Source organism: Spirosoma flavum, from assembly GCF_042686045.1.
In the GTDB taxonomy this organism is placed as follows: Bacteria; Bacteroidota; Bacteroidia; order Cytophagales; family Spirosomataceae; genus Spirosoma; species Spirosoma flavum.
Map to the genome: position 1 here is coordinate 49074 of NZ_JBHUOM010000004.1, position 21521 is coordinate 70594.

Below are 21521 nucleotides of genomic sequence, written 5' to 3' on the forward strand. Positions count from 1 at the left end.
CAGGGAAAGCCAGTCAAGCAAGCATAGTGACCAACTTCAAAATGTATTCAGTATTGCTACGGTACTTTGGGGAAATAAGCTAACGCCGTGACTATGAAAATTTTGCTGATTGAAGACGAACCATCGCTGTTAGTGGCCATGCGGCACTATTTAGAAAATGAAAAGTACAACGTATCAACGGCGAACAATTTCCGTACAGCCTCCGTGAAAGTGCATGATTACGACTACGATTGCATCGTGGTGGACATTACCCTGCCCGATGGTAACGGGCTGTCGATTGTTAAAGAATTGAAGGAGGCTCATTCGCAAGCCGGTATCATCATCGTGTCGGCAAAAAACTCCCTGGATGATAAGCTCACGGGGTTAGAGTTAGGAGCTGATGACTACCTGACCAAGCCCTTCCATCTGCCCGAATTAAACGCCCGCATTCGGTCATTGATGCGCCGGCGACAGCATGAAGGCGAGACACAACTCGTTTTTGGCGCTATTACCATCGTGCCTAGCCGGAAACAGGTACTGGTTAGTAATCAACCCGCAGAACTGACGATTAAAGAATATGAACTGCTCTTATTTCTGGTAACCAACAAGAATCGACTCTTATCAAAATCGGTCATTGTCGAACACGTTTGGGGTGATTACATGGACGGTATCGACTCCCACGATTTTTTGTACACCCACGTTCGAAATCTGCGCCGGAAACTATTAGAGGCTGGTAGTCCGGATTACATTACCACTCGCTATGGGGCCGGGTATATATTTACGGCAGAAGAATGAAACTACTTCATAAAACGGCTCTCTATCTGTTACTGGCAGCTTTCCCTATCGCGCTGGGGGGTGTTTTTCTACTCAATGAGTATATTCATCGGGATATTTCACATGAAATCGACGAGTTACTGCTTACGGAACTCCTTCAGGTTAAGGAGCAACTTCGTCAGCACCCACCCAATGCCGCTGACCTTCCGGGTTGGGACCCAAACATACGGATTACGCTGGCTACCTCGTCGCGTCAAACAGCCCCAATCTATACCGATACAGTTGCCTTTAGCCCTCGGGAAAAAGAACAGGCCCCCGTCCGGATGCTCAGATCGACCTGTGCCATCGGCAGCCGAAATTATGTCGTTACCCTTCAGCAATCGTATCTGGAATTTGACGAAATCGCCCATGCCTTGTCGGTGGGGGTCATCATTTGTTTTTTAGTTGTCGTGATGCTGCTGGTTGGGGCCGACGTACTGGTTACCCGGCGTATCTGGCAACCTTTTTATGGCATCATTCATCAGTTGCAACAGTACCGGGTCGACGGCCCCGATGAGGTTGACTTTCCAGCTAGTGATATCGTTGAGTTTAGGTTGCTCAGCCAGTCGCTCGATGCGATGAGTCGCCGAACCCGTCATCAATATGCTCAACAGAAGCAGTTTACTGACAACGCTTCGCACGAGATGCAGACGCCCTTGAGTGTGCTGTCGGTCGAATTAGATCTCTTGCAACAGTCGGAACGGCTAGACGAAACAGATCTAACTCGTATTCAGCGGTCGCAACAGGAAATTAAGCGGCTGTCTGCTATGAATCAATCCCTGCTGTTATTAGCTAAGATTGATAATCACCAATTTGCCCACAACGATGCGGTTAATATTGGTGAGTTGGTCAATCAGCTTTTGGATAACTATTCGGATTATGTAGTCCACAGAGGCATCACGATTAACCGACTGATAAAAGAAGGGTCATCCAGACCTTTAAACCGACAATTAGCCGAGGTATTTTTTTCGAACCTGATTAAAAATGCAATTCGCCATGGCGATTCGAATCGGTCTATTCTAGTACAGGTGGGGATGAATAATTTTATTATTACCAATGAAGGAGACCCATTACCTTTTCCAGAGGAGCAGCTTTTTGGACGATTCGTACGCAACCAGGCCCTCCCGCAATCTACTGGTTTGGGATTAGCCTTGGTGAAAGAGATTGCTGAGCAGTATGGAATGACCGTGAACTACAACTACGCTTCTTCCATGCGTCGGCACATATTTCAGATTGATTTCTAAGCCAACGTCGGTCCAAACTTCAACATTCCTTTAGAATCTACCGGTAGTTTTGAATCGAAAAACTAAATCACCTTACTACAATGAAAAATGCCTTGTTCGTGAGTGCCCTGGCGTTGGTGGCTTTAACCAATACGGCACCTAGTGCTTTTGCCACTACCCTAGCTACTATCAATACGACCATAATGCTGTCCAGTATTGACGTACCAGCGGCCACCAAAGCTACCGTAGCCCGGTTATATCCGAGTGTGAAGGCGGTGAAATGGGAAAAGGAAGACGGGAATTATGAAGCGGGACTGACCCACAAGGGGAAAGAGGTGTCGCTGGTGATTGATGCCAAAGGCAACGTACTCGAAACGGAAACCACCATTATGGTATCGGCGCTGCCGGTATCCGTTCGGGACTATGTGACTAAATACCATACGGGTAAAAAAATTAAGGAAGCCGGCGAAATCGTCGATGCGAAAGGCAAGAAAACCTACGAAGCGGAAGTCGGCGGTAAAGACCTGATTTTCGACGAGAAAGGCCAATTTATTAAGTAAATCAAGTTATTGACCAGAGTCGTGGCCTGCTTATCAGCGCAAAATAAGCGGGCTATGACTTTGTATTCAGCCAGCCATTATAGTCATTCACCCAATGATAAAAGGCATTAGGCACGTTTGTTTTCTATTAACCAAGGGCCAGTAGCACGTTTGTACTATCGGGCAACATTCAATTTTTCAAATTCACGTTATGTGGCTTAAAACTACGGGATTTCTTTTTTTATTGACTACGGGTATCTCATTGGCACAAACACCCGCCGGAGTTCCTGCGCAACCGGCTCCTACTCAGTCCGACCAACCGCCTTCCACTACCATAGGCATTGGGGAAACGTCTCCAAAGGGCAACGCAAAAATTTCGGGCTATGTCGTTGACTCCACGCTGACCAAAGCGGTTGAGTATGCCAACATCGCCGTCTATAATATAGCTACCGATAAACTTGTTGATGGCACTGTAGCCGACGACAAAGGTAAATTTACGCTCACCAAATTAGCGCCCGGTACCTACAAAATCCTGGTTTCCTTTCTGGGCTACAACGCCAAACCGATTAACAACGTCGTGCTTGTTAAAGGCCAGACCAAGGATATGGGCGTAATTCGACTCAGTGCCAGCACGCGCACACTTAATGAAGTAACCGTAGCCGGAACGAAAGCCTTGGTGGAAGATAAGGTTGATCGACTGGTTTATAACGCCGATGTCGATTTGGCGGCTAAGGGCGGTGATGCGACGGATATTCTTAAAAAAGTACCGATGTTATCGGTGGATTTGGCGGGTAATGTGTCCTTACAAGGCAGCTCCAACGTGCGGGTGTTGATCAATAATAAACCCTCGTCCATTCTGGCGGGTAACCTGGCCGATGCCCTGCGGCAGATTCCGGCTGATTTAATTAAAACGGTGGAGGTTATCACGAGCCCTTCGGCAAAATATGATGCCGAAGGTTCGGGCGGTATTATCAACATCATCACCAAGAAAAACACCTTGCAGGGACTACACCTTGATGTGGATGGCGGTGTCGGGAATCGGGCCTCAACCCTGGGTGTGAATGGTAGTTTTCGAAAGGGTAAACTGGGGGTAAACTTGAATGGTAATGGACGGGGCGTTTACAATAAATCAGCTTCTGATTTGAACCAGACGACCTTTCTGGGCGAATCCATTGCCCCTGTACGGACGAGTCAGCATTCGGACGGCTTCGATAAAGGCCTGTTTGGACAATATGCGCTGGGACTGGACTATGATATCGCGAAAAATCAATCCCTGACAGCTGGTCTTCGATTTGGGGTGCGCAACTTAAGCCGGGACCAGCATCTGGCCACTAGTTTATTGAATGGGAATATTGTGAGAGCACCCTCGAGACGGGATGTAAATAGCCAGGATTTGTCAAATTCGGTCGATATGAACGTCGATTACCTGCATACCTATCCGGGCACGGGCGACGGCCCTCAACGGGAATTGAGCCTTTCCACCCAGTACAGCCAGAACCATTTGACCAATAACTTTGACGCTAATAATCTGGATACGACGAACATCCTGACCAGTCGGCAACGGAACCTGAATTTCAATACCAGTCAGGAGTTCATTCTGCAAGTGGATTACCAGACACCCATCAGTCAGACCCAGCAGCTTGAATTTGGGGCTAAAGAAACCTATCGGCGAGTTAACAGCCAGTATCAATACTTATTGGCGGGGCCTACTTCTGATTACGTGGTTGACAGTCAGCGCCCAGATGGCTCCCTGCTGTATGATCAGAACATTGGCGCGGCTTATCTGTCATATACCCTCACGACGCGCAGTAAGATATCCCTCAAAGCGGGCATGCGCTATGAGTACACGAGTATACAAGCATCAGCTGGAAACCAGGGGCCCATTTCGATTCCGAACTACGGAAAACTGGTTCCCAGTATTAACCTCTCGAAGAAGCTTAATGAGACAACCACGATTAAATTGGCCTACAATCGCCGGATTCAGCGCCCGAACGTTCAGGATCTGAACCCCAATTTCAACGCGGCCAATCCCTACAATGTCTCTATTGGTAATCCGTATTTAAAACCGGAAATAGCTGACCGGATCGAGTTTGGGTATAGTACCTACGTCAAAAAAACATACCTGAATCTGACGCTTTACACCCGACTTAATAGGGATGATATTCAGTCAATTAGCCAGCGTTCCGACACGCTGATTGGTGCGGTGGTAAGTCGACGGTCAAACATCGGGAAGGAATATAATTATGGCACCAACCTGTTTGCCACGGTGAACATTACGCCCCGCTGGAGCGTCAACACAAATCTTGATATTATGTATCGCTACATCAGTGGGGTGTCACTAGATGTGTCGGGGCTATCCATCCCACTCAGTAACACGGGTGTTCGCTGGGGCGGTCGGTTCGATACACAGGTGCAATTCAACAAGGGTTGGGCCATTCAGGCCAACCTTGGCTATAGAGGTAAGGATATTGCCTTGCAAGGGTATCGGATTGGATTTGCCCAATACTCGTTGGGCGCTCGTAAATCATTCACCAATAAACGAGGTAGTCTGGGATTAGCCGCTGAGAATTTTCTCACCAACGGCATGGGCTTCACCTCCGTGTTGAACTCGGCCCAGTTCAATCAGGATTTCCGGCAGTATATCTATAACTCCAGTATTAGACTCACATTCAGCTATAAAATTGGCAACCTGAACGGAGCCAAAGTGAAAAAAGGTAAGTCAGCAGGTGGTGACGAAGAAAACTAATTAGGTCGCTAACCTCAACGGATCAAAAAACCAGCCCGATAAGGCTGGTTTTTTCTCTTTCTCCTTTTCAAGATTTTTTCCTTCTAGAGAAATCTAAACAACGTAGGCCATTTCTTCTTTTCCACTTCAAAAAGCATAGCTGTATTTCAATGCCTTTAGGGAAAAGCCGTAAACATCCGGTTTTGTCTTAGACCCTTTTAGCTAGACCGATTTTCTGAAAAGGTTGTGTCACAAACTAGCTCTGCTTCTTCCTGCTTTTTGCTGAGTTATTATTATAAAACCAATCGAACGGTGAAGCCGATGATGCCGAGTGGCCGGTGCTATTGCAATGAGGAAAATAACGTTTTTACTATTTCTTTGGCGGCTTCGGCCGGCTGGCAGGCGTTTAATTAACACATATACGTTAATTTGTTCCATTGCCGGCTGATTATAGACCCGTTGATTGACCCATTACAATTCTGGATTGGAACAGGTATAAAATTACAGACTGAATTGGCCCCTTACTGATTCGAAAACCGCTACTGTTGGCTAGTTAAAAACTTAAGACTGACCCGTTTTTGACAATCAGCGGTGACGACCCGGAATCTTCCAACTGCATCTTAATCAAGTTTATAAAATGTGGCTAAAACGGCCGGTAACGTGACTGTATCGGTAGCCTTGCCAATGTTGTAGCTGCTTTTATTAGAGGTAACAAACACATAGTGGGCCTGCTTAACCTTCAGGGTAGGTAAGTTTGTTTTACCGTCTTGCCGGATGGGTTGACGAGTATGATATAGTGCTCAACTCAGGTTATGATTTGCTGTAAAATACGTGATTATAAGAAAGTCTCCCAACATAATGTGATCGGTCTGGATTTCGTGGAAAATAACAAAACACCTATTACAACTCCAAGACATAGGGTCTATACGACAAATCGGGACTCAAAAAAACCGACTATCTGAAATCTCAATGGCTGGTACAACTAAGCGTCTACAACGGTTTCTAACCACTATGTTTGTAGCATGAAGAGAATATATCCGATTACACTTCCCCTAATCCTTATTGTTCTGCTAGCTCAAGCTCATGAGTTTTGGCTTCAACCTGGCGTCTTTTTTGCTGAAATGGGACAAGTCATTCCAATCGAAGTCTTGGTGGGTGAACACTTCAATGGAGAGCGATCAGAAGGTAAAAAAAATCGGCTGGTGCAATATGCCCATTGGGCAGTAGGTGTAAAAGAAGATCTATCCCCTTCATTGACCGAAGACCATTACGGTGTAGTACCGCTTAAGATTAATAAGCCCGGTACCCATCTGGTGGGGTTTGCCAATACTAGTAAGTATTTATCCATGCGGGCCGATAGCTTCCTGCTTTATCTGCGGGAAGACGGCTTAAATCAGATTGTTGATTTGCGTCAGGAGCGACATGAAACTCAAACCCGAAGTCGGGAATTTTATCAGCGATGCGTAAAAACGTTAATTCAGGCTGGTCCCGTAATAGTCACTGACAAGACGTTTTCGCTGGATACTGGGATGCCGCTAGAAATTATACCTGTCCAAAACCCTTACAGTATAAAGCCGGGTGGCTGGCTTGAGTTTAGCGTCATTTTCGATCATAAACCCCTAGCTAATGCGTTAGTTCGTTACTGGACCCGACCCATTAGTACCCGGAAAGAACTTCCCGATGTGAAGCCCAAAGGACTGATCGAGGAACAACAGCGCAGCGATGCCCAGGGACGCGTTCGCTTCCAACTGCGAGCTGGTCAAAATATGGTTAGTCTGGTACAAATGGTTCCGACGACCAATACCAAAGAGGCCGACTGGCAGAGCTATTGGGGCAGCTTAACCTTTGGTTGTCGGTAGGTGACCATCCTTTTGATAAAGGAGTACAAATTGTTCAGTAAAAGCATGGACCAGGGCAAAAACGCTGAACGATTAAACTGAACGGATTTATTGGACGCAAAAAGGACCATTTTTAGCAACCTCTCGCCTAGCAGTGGGGTAACTCACATTTGTAAGTGATCGAAGGGAGTTAAAATAGGAAAGTCAGCCCCCGCCTTGCACTAATAGTATGGCAAAAACCTAAAGGCATACGCTTTTGCTAATTGGTAGCGTGACAGTACAGATTGTCCCCTTTTTTTCCTCACTAGCCAAATCGAGTTGGCCATCATGGAGTTCGACAAATTGTCGGGCAATCACCAACCCTAAGCCTGTTCCGGGAGCTTCATTGGTGTTGCTAGCCCTAAAGAAGGGCTGGAATAAGTTAGATAACTCCCCCGCCGGTATGCCTATCCCTTCGTCGGTAATTTGTAGGATACAACTTTCAGTAGTAAACGTAAGGTGCAGACCCGGCGACTTCGTGGAAAACTTAAAGGCATTTGACAACAAATTTATCAGCACATGATTAATTAGTTTAGCATCCAGATAAACCGAGCAGGGAGCCCCATCTATCGTAAGTTGAACGCTTCGGTTGTCGCTCCGCTGGCTAAAATGAGTGGCTATAGCCTCTTCGCAAATCGAAACAAGATCAGTCCATTGGGGAGTAAATTGTACTTTCCCGGCCTCAATTTTTCCGATCGTTAAGATATCGGTCAGCAGACTACTGAAATGACCGACTTGCCGTTGGATAACGCCTATATGTTTATCAATAGCCACACGGGCTCCCACCACGGGTGAATTCAGATACAGCTTTATTAAATCAGTACTGGATTGAATCGTAGTCAACGGGGTACGGAATTCGTGCGAGGCCGTAGAGACAAATTGTGACTTGAGTTGGTTCAGTTCCTGCTCCCGCTTGAGCGCTTGCTGAAGGACGAATTCTTTTTCTTTCTGATTGGTAACGTCATTGGCAATGCCTATATGGCGGAGTATCATTCCATCTTCACTGTGGACCATAAAGGTGCGAATCATTAACCAGCGTATCGGCTCGTCTTTCGATTGTATTCGGTAGTATAATTGGCCTTCTATACCGGCTTTATACTGCTTGACAAAGGCTAAAACGGCGGGTCGGTCTTCGCGCATAACGCTCTTCATAAACGAAAACGGCTCCTCCTGTACTTGTTGAAATGTGGTGTTCCAAACCCGCTCAAAGGCGGGATTGACATACAGTAATTGAAAGGGTTGGGCGGAATGAATCCAGAAGACCTCATCGACATTGTCGGCAATTTCCCGAAACCGCTGTTCGCTCTCCTGAAGTTGCTGCTGGGCTGCCTGCTGCGCCACTTTAGCCTGTAGTAACTGCACATAGAGCGCTTGCTCCTGTAGTTCCTGTTTCTGTTGCAGGACCTCACTGGTGCGAGCCAGCACTTGATTTCGCAAAATTAACTGTCGGGCTTCGATGTGCTTTACCCGCAGGCGATACAGGGTGTAAAGGCTACCCAACACCAGCAGGGCCATGAAGCTTTTGAACCACCAGGTGAGCCAAAACGGCGGCCTGACAACCACGGTCAACGTAGTGCCTTTGATATTCCATATCCCATCATTATTGGCCGCCTTTACCCTGAAAACGTAGGTTCCAGCATCCAAGTTGGTATAAGTTGCCGTTCGTTTTGTGCCGACGTAATTCCATTCTTTATCAAAACCATCCAGTTTGTAGGCATATTGATTTTTTTCTGGAACGGTATAATTAAGCGCCGAAAATTCAAATGTAAATACCGATTGTTCAGCCGAAAGGGTTATCAATTGGGTTTCACTAATTTGCTGTTGAAGTAATTGATCTTTATCTCCAACGGAAACCGGCTTATTAAACACAAGAAAGTCAGTGATGTAGACCGGCGGAATGAAGGTGTTATCCTTCAGGCTGTCGGGATAAAACGTACTAAACCCATTTACACCCCCAAAAAACAATTGGCCGTCTGCCGTCTGAAAGCTGGAATTATCCCGGAACTCACTTCCCTGCAACCCATCGGAGAGGGTAAAATTACGAAACCGCTCAGTCTTAGGATCGAATAGGGAAAGACCATTATTGGTACCCAGCCACAACCTGTTGGTATGGTCTTTTTGGATGGCACAAACAACGTTGCTGGCTAAGCCATCTTTTTCGGTGTAGGCTTTAAACGTTTGTTTATGGGTATCAAAATAATTTAAGCCACCCCCTACGGTGCCAACCCATAAGTTACCCTTATCGGCGCTTTGAATAGACTGGACATTATCATTGGAAATACTGTGCTTATTTTGCGGGTCATGCTGAAACCGCCTGAACTTTTTACGCGTAGGATCAAGCAGATTCAGCCCCTTATACGTACCGACCCAAATGGCGCCCTTCTCATCCTGGAATACCGTTGTTACTATATCGTCACTAATACTGGCTTCGTCTTTCGGGTTGGTGCGGTAATGGACGAAGGTATTCTTCTTGACATCGTAAAAATTAAGACCGCCCTTCCAGGTTCCTATCCAGAGATTACCCTCTTTATCTTTCAACATATTATTTACATCGGAGATGGACAAACTCTGGCGATCATTTTCGGTTGGCAGGTGATGATCGAATACCCCCGTTTTGACATGGAATAAATCGAACCCCCCGTTATGATAGCCAAGTCCTAAAACCTCAGGTGCTACACGGATTACGGATATAATATGGTCGTTACTAGGCGAATTTTTAGTCTTATCAGTATGCTTATACTGCTTAAATTCTTTTGTTTTCTGATTAAACAAGTTTAGCCCTCCGCCATCGGTACCAATCCATACCAAATTGTCTGTGGGCTCACCAGAAATAGACAGGACGATGCTATTACTCAGACTGTTAGCATCATTCGCGATTTGACGGTAGGAGACGAATTTATTCCCAAATTTGGGCACAAAATTTACACCCCCCGCGTACGTACCAATCCACATATTGTGGGCGTCATCCTTATAAAGACAATAGACAGAGTTATTATTTAGAGAAGCGTTGTCGTCTGGATTATTCTTGTAAGTAGTGAACGTACGAGCGGTTGTATTGTAAATACTTATTCCCCCGTTTTCAGTGCCAATCCACACGTTTTTTTCTTTATCTTCCCTAATAGACAGGATATCATTATGGGCAATACTGAGGGGATTGTGCGGATCATGGAGAAAGGTACGAAACGACTGAATGGTTCGATCGTATACCGACAGCCCACCGCCATGCGTTCCTATCCAAATATTTCCAGCCTGATCTTTGTATACCTCTTTAATCCAATCGGACTGGATACTGGTTTTTGTGAGCGGATCTTTACGGTAAGAGGTAACCTGGTTGGTATTACTATCATATTGATAGAGACCATCTTCGGTGCCAAACCATAAAGCGCCATGGTCGTCTTCTGTAATCCGGTTAACAAAAGCGCTAAGTCTGCTATGTCGTTTTTCTGTAATCGCCCGGTAGGCTATATAGGATCCATTTTTAGGGGTGAATAAAAACAAGCCATTATCCGTCCCTAACCATATTCTGTTTTTACTATCCTGGAAAATGTCATTAATGCTGTAATTAACATGGCCATTTGGGTAGTGAATGAACCTGTTTTTCGCTCGGTCGAAGCGATCCAGCCCGTTCGCCGTACCGACCCAAAAATTTCCCGCTTTGTCTTCCAGTATATCCTTTATGTTGCTATTGGAAATACTATTTTTATTGGTAATATCCTGCTTGTATTTTGTGAATGTATACCCATCATATTTATTAAGCCCGTCCTCACTCCCAAACCACATAAACCCTTTTTTATCTTTTAGAATGGCAGAGATACGGCTTTGTGAAAGTCCCTGGTTTGTCGTTATGTGGGTAAAGTTGATAGTTTGTGCTTGAACTAGGTAAAAATCTGAACTGAGTATATTTAAGAAAATGACAGCAGCCATGCGCGTTCGTTTCATTTAATGTAGGTGGGTCATCAATCGTTTAGTCTAATAACATGTGTTAGTGAGCACCCGATGGATATCGATTTCCTGATTGGAGAGTTGCTCATTAATTAGTTGATTTAGCTACCTTCATTTCTAGGATGAAGGTATTCAACGTCGTTATATAAGTAGGTAGCTGGGAAAGACTTTCTTTAACCAACATGTACGTCTAGGCAGTTCGAAAGAGTAACCCCTACGAACTAATCAGCTGGCGATTGGGCTACTTATTGCCAGGCTTCCTCAGCCATTTAAGTATATGCAAGACGGTCAACTGTCCATCCGGAAAAAAATTATCAATCAGAAAATAGAAAGCCTGACTTGTTGCCATTTTATTTTCTTAATTGGCATCAGCCTTGGCCGGGTTGGTTCGCCACGGCGAGGCCGTCTCCGATCCGGCATAGCATTTCGTTCAACTTGATTTTACGAGCACGATCAAATCAAGAATTGACTCCTTCAAGCTACTGCGTATACTTAAAAAGTAAAGTACGGTTGTACTGTCATGTACCTTACAAGTAGTTTGTTTCTCGAATAGAGAATTGAATCTAAAGTTACGATAATTCCTAAGGTAGAAATTTATAGTTACTGGTAAAGCATTTAATGTAATAAATATTGCTTTGGGAAAACGAGATGTCCATCGAGGCTAACTTCTCCGATAAAGGCTGGTCAGGTTCTGCCTGTTAAAACAGCTCATCCAATGATCTCGGCGAGAAATATCTATCGGCTTCCCCAAAAAGTTGATCGCGATTACAGAAAATTATTTTCCCTACTTCAATATCGTGGAGACGGGCAAACAAGAGGACCTTTAACCAGTAGAGGGTGGTCTATTCATTGTTACTGCCTAATTACCAAAAATAACGCCTTTCCCTGGTCATGAACTGGATTACACGAGAACGCCCGAAAATCGACCGGCTGGCCTGTCCCTGGCTCATCAAACAGTTTATTGATCCACAAGCCATATTTTTTTCGTTCCGGAAGATCAGGTACTCCACCAGGCACAAGTTGTGGACGCCATTCCGTTTGATGTGCCGGGTGTCGAATATACCTATTTCGAGGACCGTTTGCACATTCGACTATTTTCTTCAAAAACATGCGCTCACGGATCCGGCGTTGCAGACCATCGCACCTATAGTTCGTGGAGCGGATACGGACGATCATACGGTAGCGGCTCAAACAGCGGGCTTGTAGGCGATCTCGGCGGGCCTGGCGTTTAATATCACCGATGATCAAGAATTATTGAGGCAAGGCATGGTCATGTATGATGCGCTCTATAGTTGGGCGAAACATCTTCAGACACTCAAACATACCCAAAGTCCGCCTGAACGGCTTTTATTGCAGGTGTTGCATGCTTACCTAAAACCAAGTGGCAGTAGAAAGCCTCCTGCTTGGGTCGATGGCTTAAAAGAGCTGATTCAAGACCAGATCGATACTAATTTGACGCTCAGTTTGACCGAATTGTCTGAAAGTCTGGACGTGAATGCAGCTTATGTTTCACGCACCTTTGCCCGCTACTTTGATGATCTTTCGTTTGGCGAATACATTTGTAAGCTGCGAATTGAGAAGGTGCTGCAATTATTGCAAAACACCACGTATACGCTAACCAAAATCGCCTATCTAACTGGCTTTTCAGACCAGAGCCATTTTACGCGCATTTTTACAAAACAGGTTGGCCAAAATTCCTCTGAATACCGAAAAAAAAGAGTAAAAGGTAAAGCAGATACAAAAGGGTAAATTCATTCTATTTCCAGGCTTATCACCGGCGTATCCTTGTACCAAAAAGGAACTAGCCGCGTGGCCAATGTGCTGTTTCACCCCGGCGTGCTGATCAATCTGGGGCATGATTTTACGTTTGCCGGACGACTGGCTTTTGAGACATCGGGTCAGTACGGCTTGACGCCTGTGTTCAATAAAATTGTCCGGCATGGTTAAACGCTCAATTATTTTGTGGCCGTGCCCCTTCCGATACGTTTCGGCAACGACCGTCCCACATCGGCAACGATTGGCTTTCAGTTTGGCATTGTTTTCTAGTTCGTTGACTCACTCTAAAAACGGGTTCAATCATTGTGGCTGGCTGATCCCATGTCGCTATGCGCCGGCGCGGGAGTATCACCGCAGAGGCCCCAAATGAGCGATGAACGAATAGGGCTTACCGACCCAGCCAGTCTTTGAATTCAGTGATTCGGCTCAAACTAACGAACACCTCATGCCGGGATGAGGGTAGCAGGTCTAGTTTTAATTTACCCGCCGAGTAAGCATGGATGGTCTGAATAGCAGGTCTGGCCACCAGAAACTGGCGATTCACCCGAAAAAATTGGGCGGGATTGAGCATACCTCCTACCTGGTCGAGACTATACTCAACGGGCAGCGACAGACCCTCTTTAGCGACCATAAATGTTGCTTTTTCTTCAGAAAAAAAATAAGCAATATCCCCGACTTCCACACTCCGGATTTTAGTGCCGAGACTGACCATGAAGCGTTCTTTAAACTCCGACTCTCGGGGCTTTTGTATCAACGCCAACAGTGAATTTAGGTCGGGTAGACCCGGTTGCAGGCGAATAGTTTTAAACTTTTCCAGAGCCTTTACCAACTCGTCATAGTCAACCGGTTTGAGCAGGTAATCAATGCTATTCACTTTAAAGGCCTTGATCATGTACTCCTCGTAGGCGGTTGTAAAAATAACGGGAAGGGTCAATCGCATTTGCTCGAAGATGCTAAAGGCGAGTCCGTCTTCCAAGTGAATATCCATAAAGGCCAAGTCAGGCATTGGCTTTTGGCTAAACCAGGCTACGGCTTCTTTAACCGAGGGCAATTGCGCCACGACAGTCAAGGCCGAATCGTATTTTTTCAGCATCCGCTCCAACTGACGGGCGGTACGGGCTTCGTCTTCGATGATTACGACATTCATATAATAAGCGGAATTTTTACGACAAATAAACCGTGTTGTTCACCGTACCAGATCGGGCGCTCGGTCAGGAGGTTATACCGGTTGGTGATATTTGCCAGACCGACGCCCGTTGAGGGTTCGGGCTGCTCGCGGAGTTGTAAAAGATTTTCGATGATCAAAAACTCCTCCATATCCGTATAGATACGAACCTGAAGCCGCTTATGAATCGACATGCGATTGTGCTTAACGGCATTCTCAACCACCAGCTGCAGGGACAAGGGAGCAATCCGGTACTGATTTTGCACCGTTTGGGGAACGTCAATAAAGACCTCGAATTTATTTTCGAAGCGTATTTGAAGTAAAAACGTATACGCCTGAATAAAGTCGAGTTCAGTTTTCAGCGGGACTAAACTCTGGTCACGTTGCTCCAAAAGGTAGCGATAGGCTTTTGACAGCTGCTTAATAAACTGTTCCGACAATTCAACGTCCTCATGAATGAGAGAGGTTAAAATACTCAGACTGTTAAACAGAAAGTGGGGGCTGAGTTGATTTTTTAACGCTTCAAACTGACTCAGTGCGGCTTCTTTTTCTAGGCGCTCAGCCCGTAGCTGAACATCCTTCAATTGTTGAAAGGCACGGGCATTGATCGTCAAATCAAACGCCGACAGCATAATCGCTACCGAAAAGCCAATATTGGCCCGTTGCACATAGGACATCACCTCCGGTGGAAACGGCAAGGTGGGATTTTTGGGCTGAAGGGCGGGCCATAGATAAAAAATAAGGCGAAAGCTGATTCCCAAAACTTCGCGAAAGGCTAACGTAAACAGCAGGGCCAGCACTAACGATATCAGTATGGTAATAAGAATGGCTTTCCAGCTGAATTCGTGCAGGAAGTCTTCGCCAAACCAACCAAATAACTGACGCTGAATCCAGTCGGTAGCGTTGATCCAGATAAAATAGAGACCTAAAACGACCACACTGTAGCCAAGGAAAAAAGGTACAACCGGGATAATGGCTTTTGATTGCCAGGTTGTTTCCGATACGTTGACGTAGAAAAGAAGGGGCGAATAAAGCAGCAGGAGCCGAATAGCTAATTGCCATTTTTTATTGGAAGTCAACTGCTCAGCCATAATGAATCAGGAATTAAAAACGCGTAAAAATACTAGCTACTAAAGTCGACAAAAAAGGAAAGTTGACCAGCCACGGGGTTAACCTACTGAATGAATGGTTTAAGGAGATGAGTGAACCAGTGGGCTTAAACTACATTGGGTAAAGCAGCTAATCATCCTGAATTTACCGACTACAGTAGATTGTTCTTTCCGATTGCCAACACAAGGGCCTCCCCTTTTTTCTAAAATTAGTACGATCACCCGTCGAGCCAACTTCATTCATCCCGCAAAAGACCACGGTTGTCCAGCTTTTCAGGGCGCTCGGTAACATCAATTTCCCGGATAATATTGCCTACTGCACCTTTGTATCACTCAAACGAGTCAAACAAACAACATAGACAAATCATGAAAAAAGTACTTACTCTGATGCTGGGCCTGGTAGCCAGTGCTGCATCGTTCGCCAATCCAACAACTCCTCAAACCGTAGCCGCTCAGACTCATGTGGTTATGACCCCCGAGCATAAAATCAAACTCTTCGTTCAACCCCTGCAAACCAAAGGTCAACTAGCAATTCTGGATGCCAGCGGTCAGGCCATTTACAACCAGAATGTAGCCCTTCAAAAAGGATTAAGTCAGCAATTCGATATTTCAAACTTAGGAACCGGCACCTTTCGGTTAACGCTCGTAACGGGTGCCGAAACTCTCACCAAAACGTTTGTGTTGCAGGCTAATCCAAACGAGAGCTTTATTGTTCAGTAATCTTAATACGTATGTACAATCCCCAGCTTCAATGCGTCTTCGTAGGTCTCCTTCTCAAATTAATACAGATAAGGAGACCTATGAGGGCCGATAGCCCGTTGTTCGTCCAGCTTTTTAATTAACCCCAATGCCACGTGCTTTTTAGAAAAGTTACGCTGATCCAGTTGTTTACCTAAAATAGTCTCATACAGCGTGTGAATTTTCGGCAGGGTGAGTTTTTCGGGTAACAGAAGAAAATGAGAATGAACTTACGCCCGGACTCGAAGCCGATGAATTTAAAGGGGCAAGTAGTTCGGTGTTTAAGTTTCGTCGTGGTATAGACAAAAAGGTGACGTCGCTACCCCTTGAGGTTGAGGGCATTGTTAAGGGGGCTAAGTAATAATGAGCCTGTACCGGCTTTTTTCGAAAGAGTGCGTACAGACCCCTTCCTAATAACCCCATGACTCATTTCCCATGAAAAAAATTACCTTTCTGGCCCTTATGCTCCCGGCGTTTGCGTTTGCGCAGCCTTCGGCACTTAACAAGAGCTTTCAGGCTCCACCTAATTCGGCCAAGCCCCGCGTATGGTGGCATTGGATGAACGGAAATATCACTAAAGACGGCATCACCAAAGACCTTGAGTGGATGAAGCGCGTTGGTATTGGCGGGTTTCAAAACTTCGACGCCAGCTTGTTTACGCCTACTGTGACGCCTAAAAAGCTGGTATTTATGACACCGGAATGGAAAGATGCGTTTAAGCACACCACCGATCTGGCCCAGAAACTCCAGCTTGAGATGGCCATTGCCGGTTCGCCGGGCTGGAGCGTAACGGGTGGGCCGTGGGTACCTGCCAGCGACGCTATGAAAAAGTATGTCTGGTCTGAAACGCGGGTTACGGGAGGAAAAACCTTCTCGGGCAAACTGCCCCAGCCACCAAACACGACAGGCAATTTTCAGAATGTACCTGTCGGCGGCAGTATGCTCGGTGGGCCAGCGGCTAACTTGCCAACATACTACGCCGATGCCGCCGTCATAGCGTACCGATTGCCTGCCGCCGAGAAATCTCTGTCCACGTTGATGCCTAAAATTACATCGAGCGGGGGCACTTTCAGCCTTGCCGACCTGACCGACGGCGACCTGGCAAAAACCAGCTTGCTACCGCCCATGGAGGTGGGTCAGGATATGTGGATTCAGTACGAGTTCAACAGTCCGCAGACGGTCAAGGCGTTTACGCTGACAGGTGCTAGTAGCGGGGGCGCATTAGCTGAGTTTAATGGGGCTCCCGACAACCGGACCTTGAAAGTAAGTGAGGATGGGGTTACTTTTCGGGATGTAGTGGTGATTCGAGGTAGTACGGTAGCCCAAAACACAATGGGTATTTTGCCAGTCACGGCCAAATACTTTCGGGTTGCGTTCAAAACCCTGGCCCCTCCGGCTAACCCGTTTGGGGGGATGTTCGGAGGTAGTTCGGAACCCGGCAAGCCAGCGGGCGTACCCATTGCAGAACTAGTGCTGTACAACACCGACCGTGTGGACCTGTTTGAAGAAAAGGCCGGCTTCAGCCCCTGGAAAGAGAGCACTCACTCGCTGGTAAAGGCCGGTGCCGACGCCATTCCGACTCAGGACGTAGTGGATCTGACCGCCAAAATGAGCGCCGACGGTACGCTGAACTGGACACCTCCGGCTGGGGCAGCATCTGCTGGAGACTGGGTTGTGATGCGACTGGGCTATTCAATTACGGGCCGACAAAACCACCCCGCTTCGCCGGAAGCTACAGGTCTGGAAGTTGATAAGCTTGATAAGGTGGCCGTCAAAAAGTACATCGAAACGTATCTGGATATGTACAAAGATGCCACCGGCGGCCAAATGGGTGCCAAGGGGCTTCAATATATGGTGCTGGACAGTTACGAAGCGGGCCACATGACCTGGACAAAAGCCATGCCCGAGGAGTTTTTGAAACGACGCGGCTACGACATCAAACCCTGGCTTCCGGTGCTAACGGGCCGGGTTATACGGAGTGCGGAAGCCAGCGAGAAATTTCTGTGGGATTTTAGGAAGACCATTGGCGAACTGATTGTCGAAAATCACTATGAGGTGATCGGCGATGCCCTACACGCCCGTGGTATGAAACGCTATACAGAATCGCACGAAGGTGGCCGGATTTACTTAGCCGACGGGATGGACGTGAAGCGCAAGGCCGATATTCCTATGTCGGCGATGTGGACGCCGGGTAGCCTGGCCGGTGGTGCAAACGAGGAAGTTCGCAGCGAAGCCGACATTCGGGAAGCGGCTTCGGTAGCGCACATTTACGGGCAGAATCTGGTAGCCGCTGAGTCGATGACCTCTGTTGGCAATGCGTTTAGCTGGCATCCTGAGAAACTTAAGCGCACCGCTGATCTTGAAATGGCGTCGGGGCTGAACCGCTTTGTCGTTCATACATCGGTACATCAGCCGTTGGATGATAAGAAACCCGGCATTTCGCTCGGACCCTTCGGGCAGTATTTTACCCGGCAGGAAACCTGGGCCGAGCAGGCTAATGTCTGGATGGACTATCTAGGCCGGAGTTGCTATCTATTGCAACAGGGTAAACCCGTTGTGGACGTATTGTATTACTACGGCGAGAACAACAACATCACCCAGCTATGCACCCAAAAACTGCCTGCTATCCCGGCTGGCTACGAGTTTGATTTTGCCAATGCGTCTGTACTGAAAAATGCCTTACGTATAGAAGGAGGCAAGATTGTAACCCCAAGCGGACAACAATATCTCTTGATGGTACTGGATTCTTCAGCGAGAACGATGACACTACCCGTACTAAAGAAACTGGGGGAACTTGTCAAAGCGGGCATGAAAGTGGCCGGTATCAAACCCGAACACTCCCCCAGTCTGAGCGATGATCCTGCGGAGTTTACTAGTTTGTTGAACCAAATCTGGAGCAACCCGAACGTATCGACGAAGTCAGTGGAAACTGTACTTAAAGAGATGGGTGTTCAGAAGGATGTGGACATTTCCGATGCTAAATCGAAGGTCCTGTACGTACATCGTCAAACCGCCGACGCTGATCTTTATTGGCTCGACAACCGCAGTGAAAATCTGAATGAAGCCACTGTTAGCTTCCGGGTGGCGGGTAAAGTGCCGGAGCTATGGAATCCCGAAACGGGGAAGACAGAAACCGTGTCGTACCAGATCAAAGATGGGCGAACGATTTTACCCCTCAAGTTCGAGTCGTGGGACGCTTACTTTATCGTCTTCCGCGACAAGGCGACGGTCGCTTCATACACCAAACCCATCGTAACGAAATCGCCCGTTGCCAGCATGGCTGGTGCCTGGACGGTTCGCTTTCAGGAGGGACGGGGTGCTCCCCAGCAAACCACACTTACTACACTGGCGTCGTTGTCGGAGAATACCGATCCGGGAATCAAATACTTCTCGGGCACTGCCGCCTACGACAACACGTTTGAGCTACCAACGATAGCTAAAAACGCGTCGTACATTCTTGATCTGGGCGACGTAAAGAACATCGCTGAGGTAATCGTCAATGGTAAAAAGGTGGGAACAATCTGGAAGAAACCTTTCCATATCGACATCACAGAAGTGTTAAAAGCCGGACGTAACACGGTGCAGGTAAAGGTCACGAACCTGTGGGTCAATCGCCTGATTGGTGACGCCCAACCCGAACCGGTGCGCCGTAATCAGGCATCTCAGAGCGATGGGACGGCCAGTGTGACCAACAAGGTTACGTTTACCACCATGCCGTTTTATAAGGCCGATTCACCCCTTTTGCCAACGGGTCTGCTGGGGCCGGTTCGCTTGCTGGAAGCGAAGTCTGCCTCGGTTACAGCGGAGGTTAAGCGGTAAGTGGAGAATTATTTTTCGACCAATAGCTAACAATTCAATTTCACTTTTAACCAGTTTCACTAATGAAAAAAGTAAGTCTGCTTCTGTTCGTTTTTCTTTTGGGTGTTTCCGTCAAGGGCTTTTCTCAAACCACTACCCCACCTGACTTTTTTGCCGGAAAATGGGAAATTACAATAGTTGGTACACCCGATGGTGATGCAAAAATGGTCACCGAGTTGATCCGAAAAGATGGAAAACTGACTGGTGAGTTGAAAGACCCAACGGGTACAAAACCCGCTATGCCGATCACCAAAATCGAAGAAGCGGGTACTAAACTGACGATCTACTTCGATACGGCTCAGGCAGGCGAAATTCCGGTTGAACTAACTAAAGTGGACGATGACCACTTGAAAGGGTCACTGATGAATATGTTTGACTCGACAGCTATTCGGGTTAAATAAGTGATAGACAGAACTAGTAGGATTGACTAAATAGAAACTGAATCAACTCTGAGGTCAATTCTTTGTTTCTCCATACTCAAATGTATAGCTCACCTCTAATTTGGTTAAATCCAATAAATTAGAGGTGAGCTATACGTTTGAGGGAATGCCAGCTAATTGTTTTACCAGCAGCGATAACGGTGAGAGATTTCTGACATATATTTTGATAAAATGCTGTATATGAGACAAATACGATTGTTAATTATATTTTGATATTGTTATCTATCACTTCGGGCCAGTGATCACTCCGGACTACTCACTGCCATCGCATGGAAGGCCCCGCAATGAGATGCAGACCACGGTGCCGTCGCCATCTCTGCGCGTTTATAGGTTATTTTAAGTTTCTCTGTAATCAATAATGTCTTGCCAATGAACCGTAGAAATTTTCTTGCTCTGGCTGCGGGCGCTTCCGCTGGGCTCCCCGCGTTGCGTCGGCAGGAAGATACCGCCATCCCCATTATTGACGCCCACATTCACTTGTTTGACACGACTCGCCCCCAAGGGGTGCCCTGGCCGACCAAAAATGACGGTATTCTTTATCAGCCAGCCTTACCAGACCGCTATCGCAAGCTCGCAGTGCCGCTGGGAATTGTGGGCGCGATTGTCGTGGAAGCCAGTCCCTGGCTTGGAGACAACCAGTGGGTACTCGACGTCGCTGCCAAAGACAAGATCATTGTTGGAACCGTAGGCAATCTCGCGCCGGGTAAGCCGGACTTCCGCCAACAGCTCGACCGCTTCCAACGAAATCCGCTGTTTCGCGGCATCCGGTACGGAAACCTTTGGGACCGTGATCTGCCTGGCCAACTGTCGAATCCCAAAGTTGTATCGGACCTTCAATTCTTAGCTCAGGCGGGACTCGTGTTGGATACGGCGAACCCGAATCCTGCCCTACTTGCGGCCATCGTGCGGGTCACGGATCAAGTACCTACGTTACGGGTAGTCATCGATCATCTTCCCCAAATGGCAACTCCGGTAGAGGCCACAGTCCGGAAGGTTTATGAAACCCACTTGCAGGAGTTAGGCAATCGGCCCCAAGTGTATGTGAAGATCTCAGAAGTTCTGCGCCGGGTGGACGGAAAAATTCCGCAGGCACTAAGTTTCTATCGTACGCGACTGGATGAGTTGTTCGGCATCTTCGGTGAAGATCGGTTGCTTTATGGCAGCGATTGGCCAAACAGCGATCAATGGTTGCCTTTTGAGGCTGGGTTGAGCCTGGTCAGCGAATACTTCACCGCCAAAGGGCGAACCGTAGCCGAAAAGTACTTCTGGAAGAATTCGGTGGCTGCTTATCACTGGCAGAAACGCAGCCCTTCACAGCCCGAGTAGGGCCAGCGTCC

Annotated in this window: 16 protein-coding genes; 12 read left to right on the forward strand and 4 right to left on the reverse strand. The window is 47.1% G+C overall.

All coding sequences use genetic code 11. The features are described 5' to 3' along the window. The first annotated feature begins 93 nt into the window (after positions 1-93). The 5 genes from ACFS25_RS12890 (at position 94) to ACFS25_RS12910 (ending at position 7138) form a co-directional block, all read left to right on the forward strand. Positions 94-774, forward strand: a complete 681-nt coding sequence (locus ACFS25_RS12890; RefSeq protein ID WP_381501158.1) for a response regulator transcription factor — start codon at positions 94-96, stop codon at positions 772-774. Beyond that, entirely contained in the window at positions 771-2036 is a 1266-nt protein-coding gene (locus ACFS25_RS12895; protein WP_381501160.1) for a sensor histidine kinase, read from the forward strand. The genes ACFS25_RS12890 and ACFS25_RS12895 overlap by 4 nt, the downstream gene beginning before the upstream one ends. Before the next feature lie 80 nt (positions 2037-2116). Next, positions 2117-2575 carry a PepSY-like domain-containing protein gene (locus tag ACFS25_RS12900; RefSeq protein ID WP_381501162.1) on the forward strand — a complete coding sequence of 153 codons (459 nt, stop codon included), beginning with the start codon at positions 2117-2119 and terminating at the stop codon, positions 2573-2575. A gap of 190 nt (positions 2576-2765) precedes the next feature. After that, complete coding sequence (locus tag ACFS25_RS12905; RefSeq protein WP_381501167.1) at positions 2766-5300, forward strand: TonB-dependent receptor domain-containing protein; 2535 nt, start codon at positions 2766-2768, stop codon at positions 5298-5300. A gap of 1001 nt (positions 5301-6301) precedes the next feature. Continuing rightward, entirely contained in the window at positions 6302-7138 is an 837-nt protein-coding gene (locus tag ACFS25_RS12910) for a DUF4198 domain-containing protein (RefSeq protein ID WP_381501170.1), read from the forward strand. Positions 7139-7357: 219 nt separating this feature from the next. Here ACFS25_RS12910 and ACFS25_RS12915 read toward each other — a convergent pair whose 3' ends face one another. Next, on the reverse strand, positions 7358-11095 hold the full coding sequence (locus tag ACFS25_RS12915; RefSeq protein ID WP_381501173.1) for a sensor histidine kinase: 3738 nt from the start codon (positions 11093-11095) through the stop codon (positions 7358-7360). 894 nt (positions 11096-11989) lie between these two features. On the opposite strand from ACFS25_RS12915, the gene ACFS25_RS12920 reads away from it, so the two are divergent. Genes ACFS25_RS12920 through ACFS25_RS12930 form a run of 3 tightly spaced genes read left to right on the forward strand, consistent with a single transcriptional unit; the run spans position 11990 to position 13045 of the window. Continuing rightward, a complete protein-coding gene (locus tag ACFS25_RS12920; protein WP_381501176.1) occupies positions 11990-12304 on the forward strand; it encodes a chromate resistance protein ChrB domain-containing protein in 315 nt (104 codons plus the stop codon). A gap of 60 nt (positions 12305-12364) precedes the next feature. After that, on the forward strand, positions 12365-12847 hold the full coding sequence (locus tag ACFS25_RS12925) for a helix-turn-helix transcriptional regulator (RefSeq protein ID WP_381501179.1): 483 nt from the start codon (positions 12365-12367) through the stop codon (positions 12845-12847). Positions 12848-12883: 36 nt separating this feature from the next. Next, positions 12884-13045, forward strand: coding sequence for a hypothetical protein (locus ACFS25_RS12930; RefSeq protein ID WP_381501183.1), 162 nt, complete (start codon positions 12884-12886; stop codon positions 13043-13045). A 217-nt stretch (positions 13046-13262) separates the two neighbouring features. Here the strand turns inward: ACFS25_RS12930 and ACFS25_RS12935 are convergent, their stop codons facing one another. After that, complete coding sequence (locus ACFS25_RS12935) at positions 13263-14021, reverse strand: LytR/AlgR family response regulator transcription factor (RefSeq protein ID WP_381501185.1); 759 nt, start codon at positions 14019-14021, stop codon at positions 13263-13265. Further along, a complete protein-coding gene (locus tag ACFS25_RS12940) occupies positions 14018-15130 on the reverse strand; it encodes a sensor histidine kinase (RefSeq protein ID WP_381501188.1) in 1113 nt (370 codons plus the stop codon). The genes ACFS25_RS12935 and ACFS25_RS12940 overlap by 4 nt, the downstream gene beginning before the upstream one ends. 384 nt (positions 15131-15514) lie before the next feature. On the opposite strand from ACFS25_RS12940, the gene ACFS25_RS12945 reads away from it, so the two are divergent. Further along, complete coding sequence (locus ACFS25_RS12945; protein WP_381501191.1) at positions 15515-15868, forward strand: T9SS C-terminal target domain-containing protein; 354 nt, start codon at positions 15515-15517, stop codon at positions 15866-15868. Between the two features lie 59 nt (positions 15869-15927). Here the strand turns inward: ACFS25_RS12945 and ACFS25_RS12950 are convergent, their stop codons facing one another. Then, entirely contained in the window at positions 15928-16098 is a 171-nt protein-coding gene (locus tag ACFS25_RS12950) for an NrtR DNA-binding winged helix domain-containing protein (protein WP_381501227.1), read from the reverse strand. A 223-nt stretch (positions 16099-16321) separates the two neighbouring features. Between ACFS25_RS12950 and ACFS25_RS12955 the strand changes: the two genes are divergently transcribed. From ACFS25_RS12955 to ACFS25_RS12965, 3 genes are all read left to right on the forward strand, one after another. Beyond that, complete coding sequence (locus ACFS25_RS12955) at positions 16322-19705, forward strand: glycosyl hydrolase (protein WP_381501194.1); 3384 nt, start codon at positions 16322-16324, stop codon at positions 19703-19705. A 62-nt stretch (positions 19706-19767) separates the two neighbouring features. Continuing rightward, complete coding sequence (locus ACFS25_RS12960) at positions 19768-20145, forward strand: hypothetical protein (protein ID WP_381501197.1); 378 nt, start codon at positions 19768-19770, stop codon at positions 20143-20145. Between the two features lie 408 nt (positions 20146-20553). After that, complete coding sequence (locus ACFS25_RS12965) at positions 20554-21510, forward strand: amidohydrolase family protein (RefSeq protein WP_381501200.1); 957 nt, start codon at positions 20554-20556, stop codon at positions 21508-21510. Positions 21511-21521: the final 11 nt, after the last annotated feature.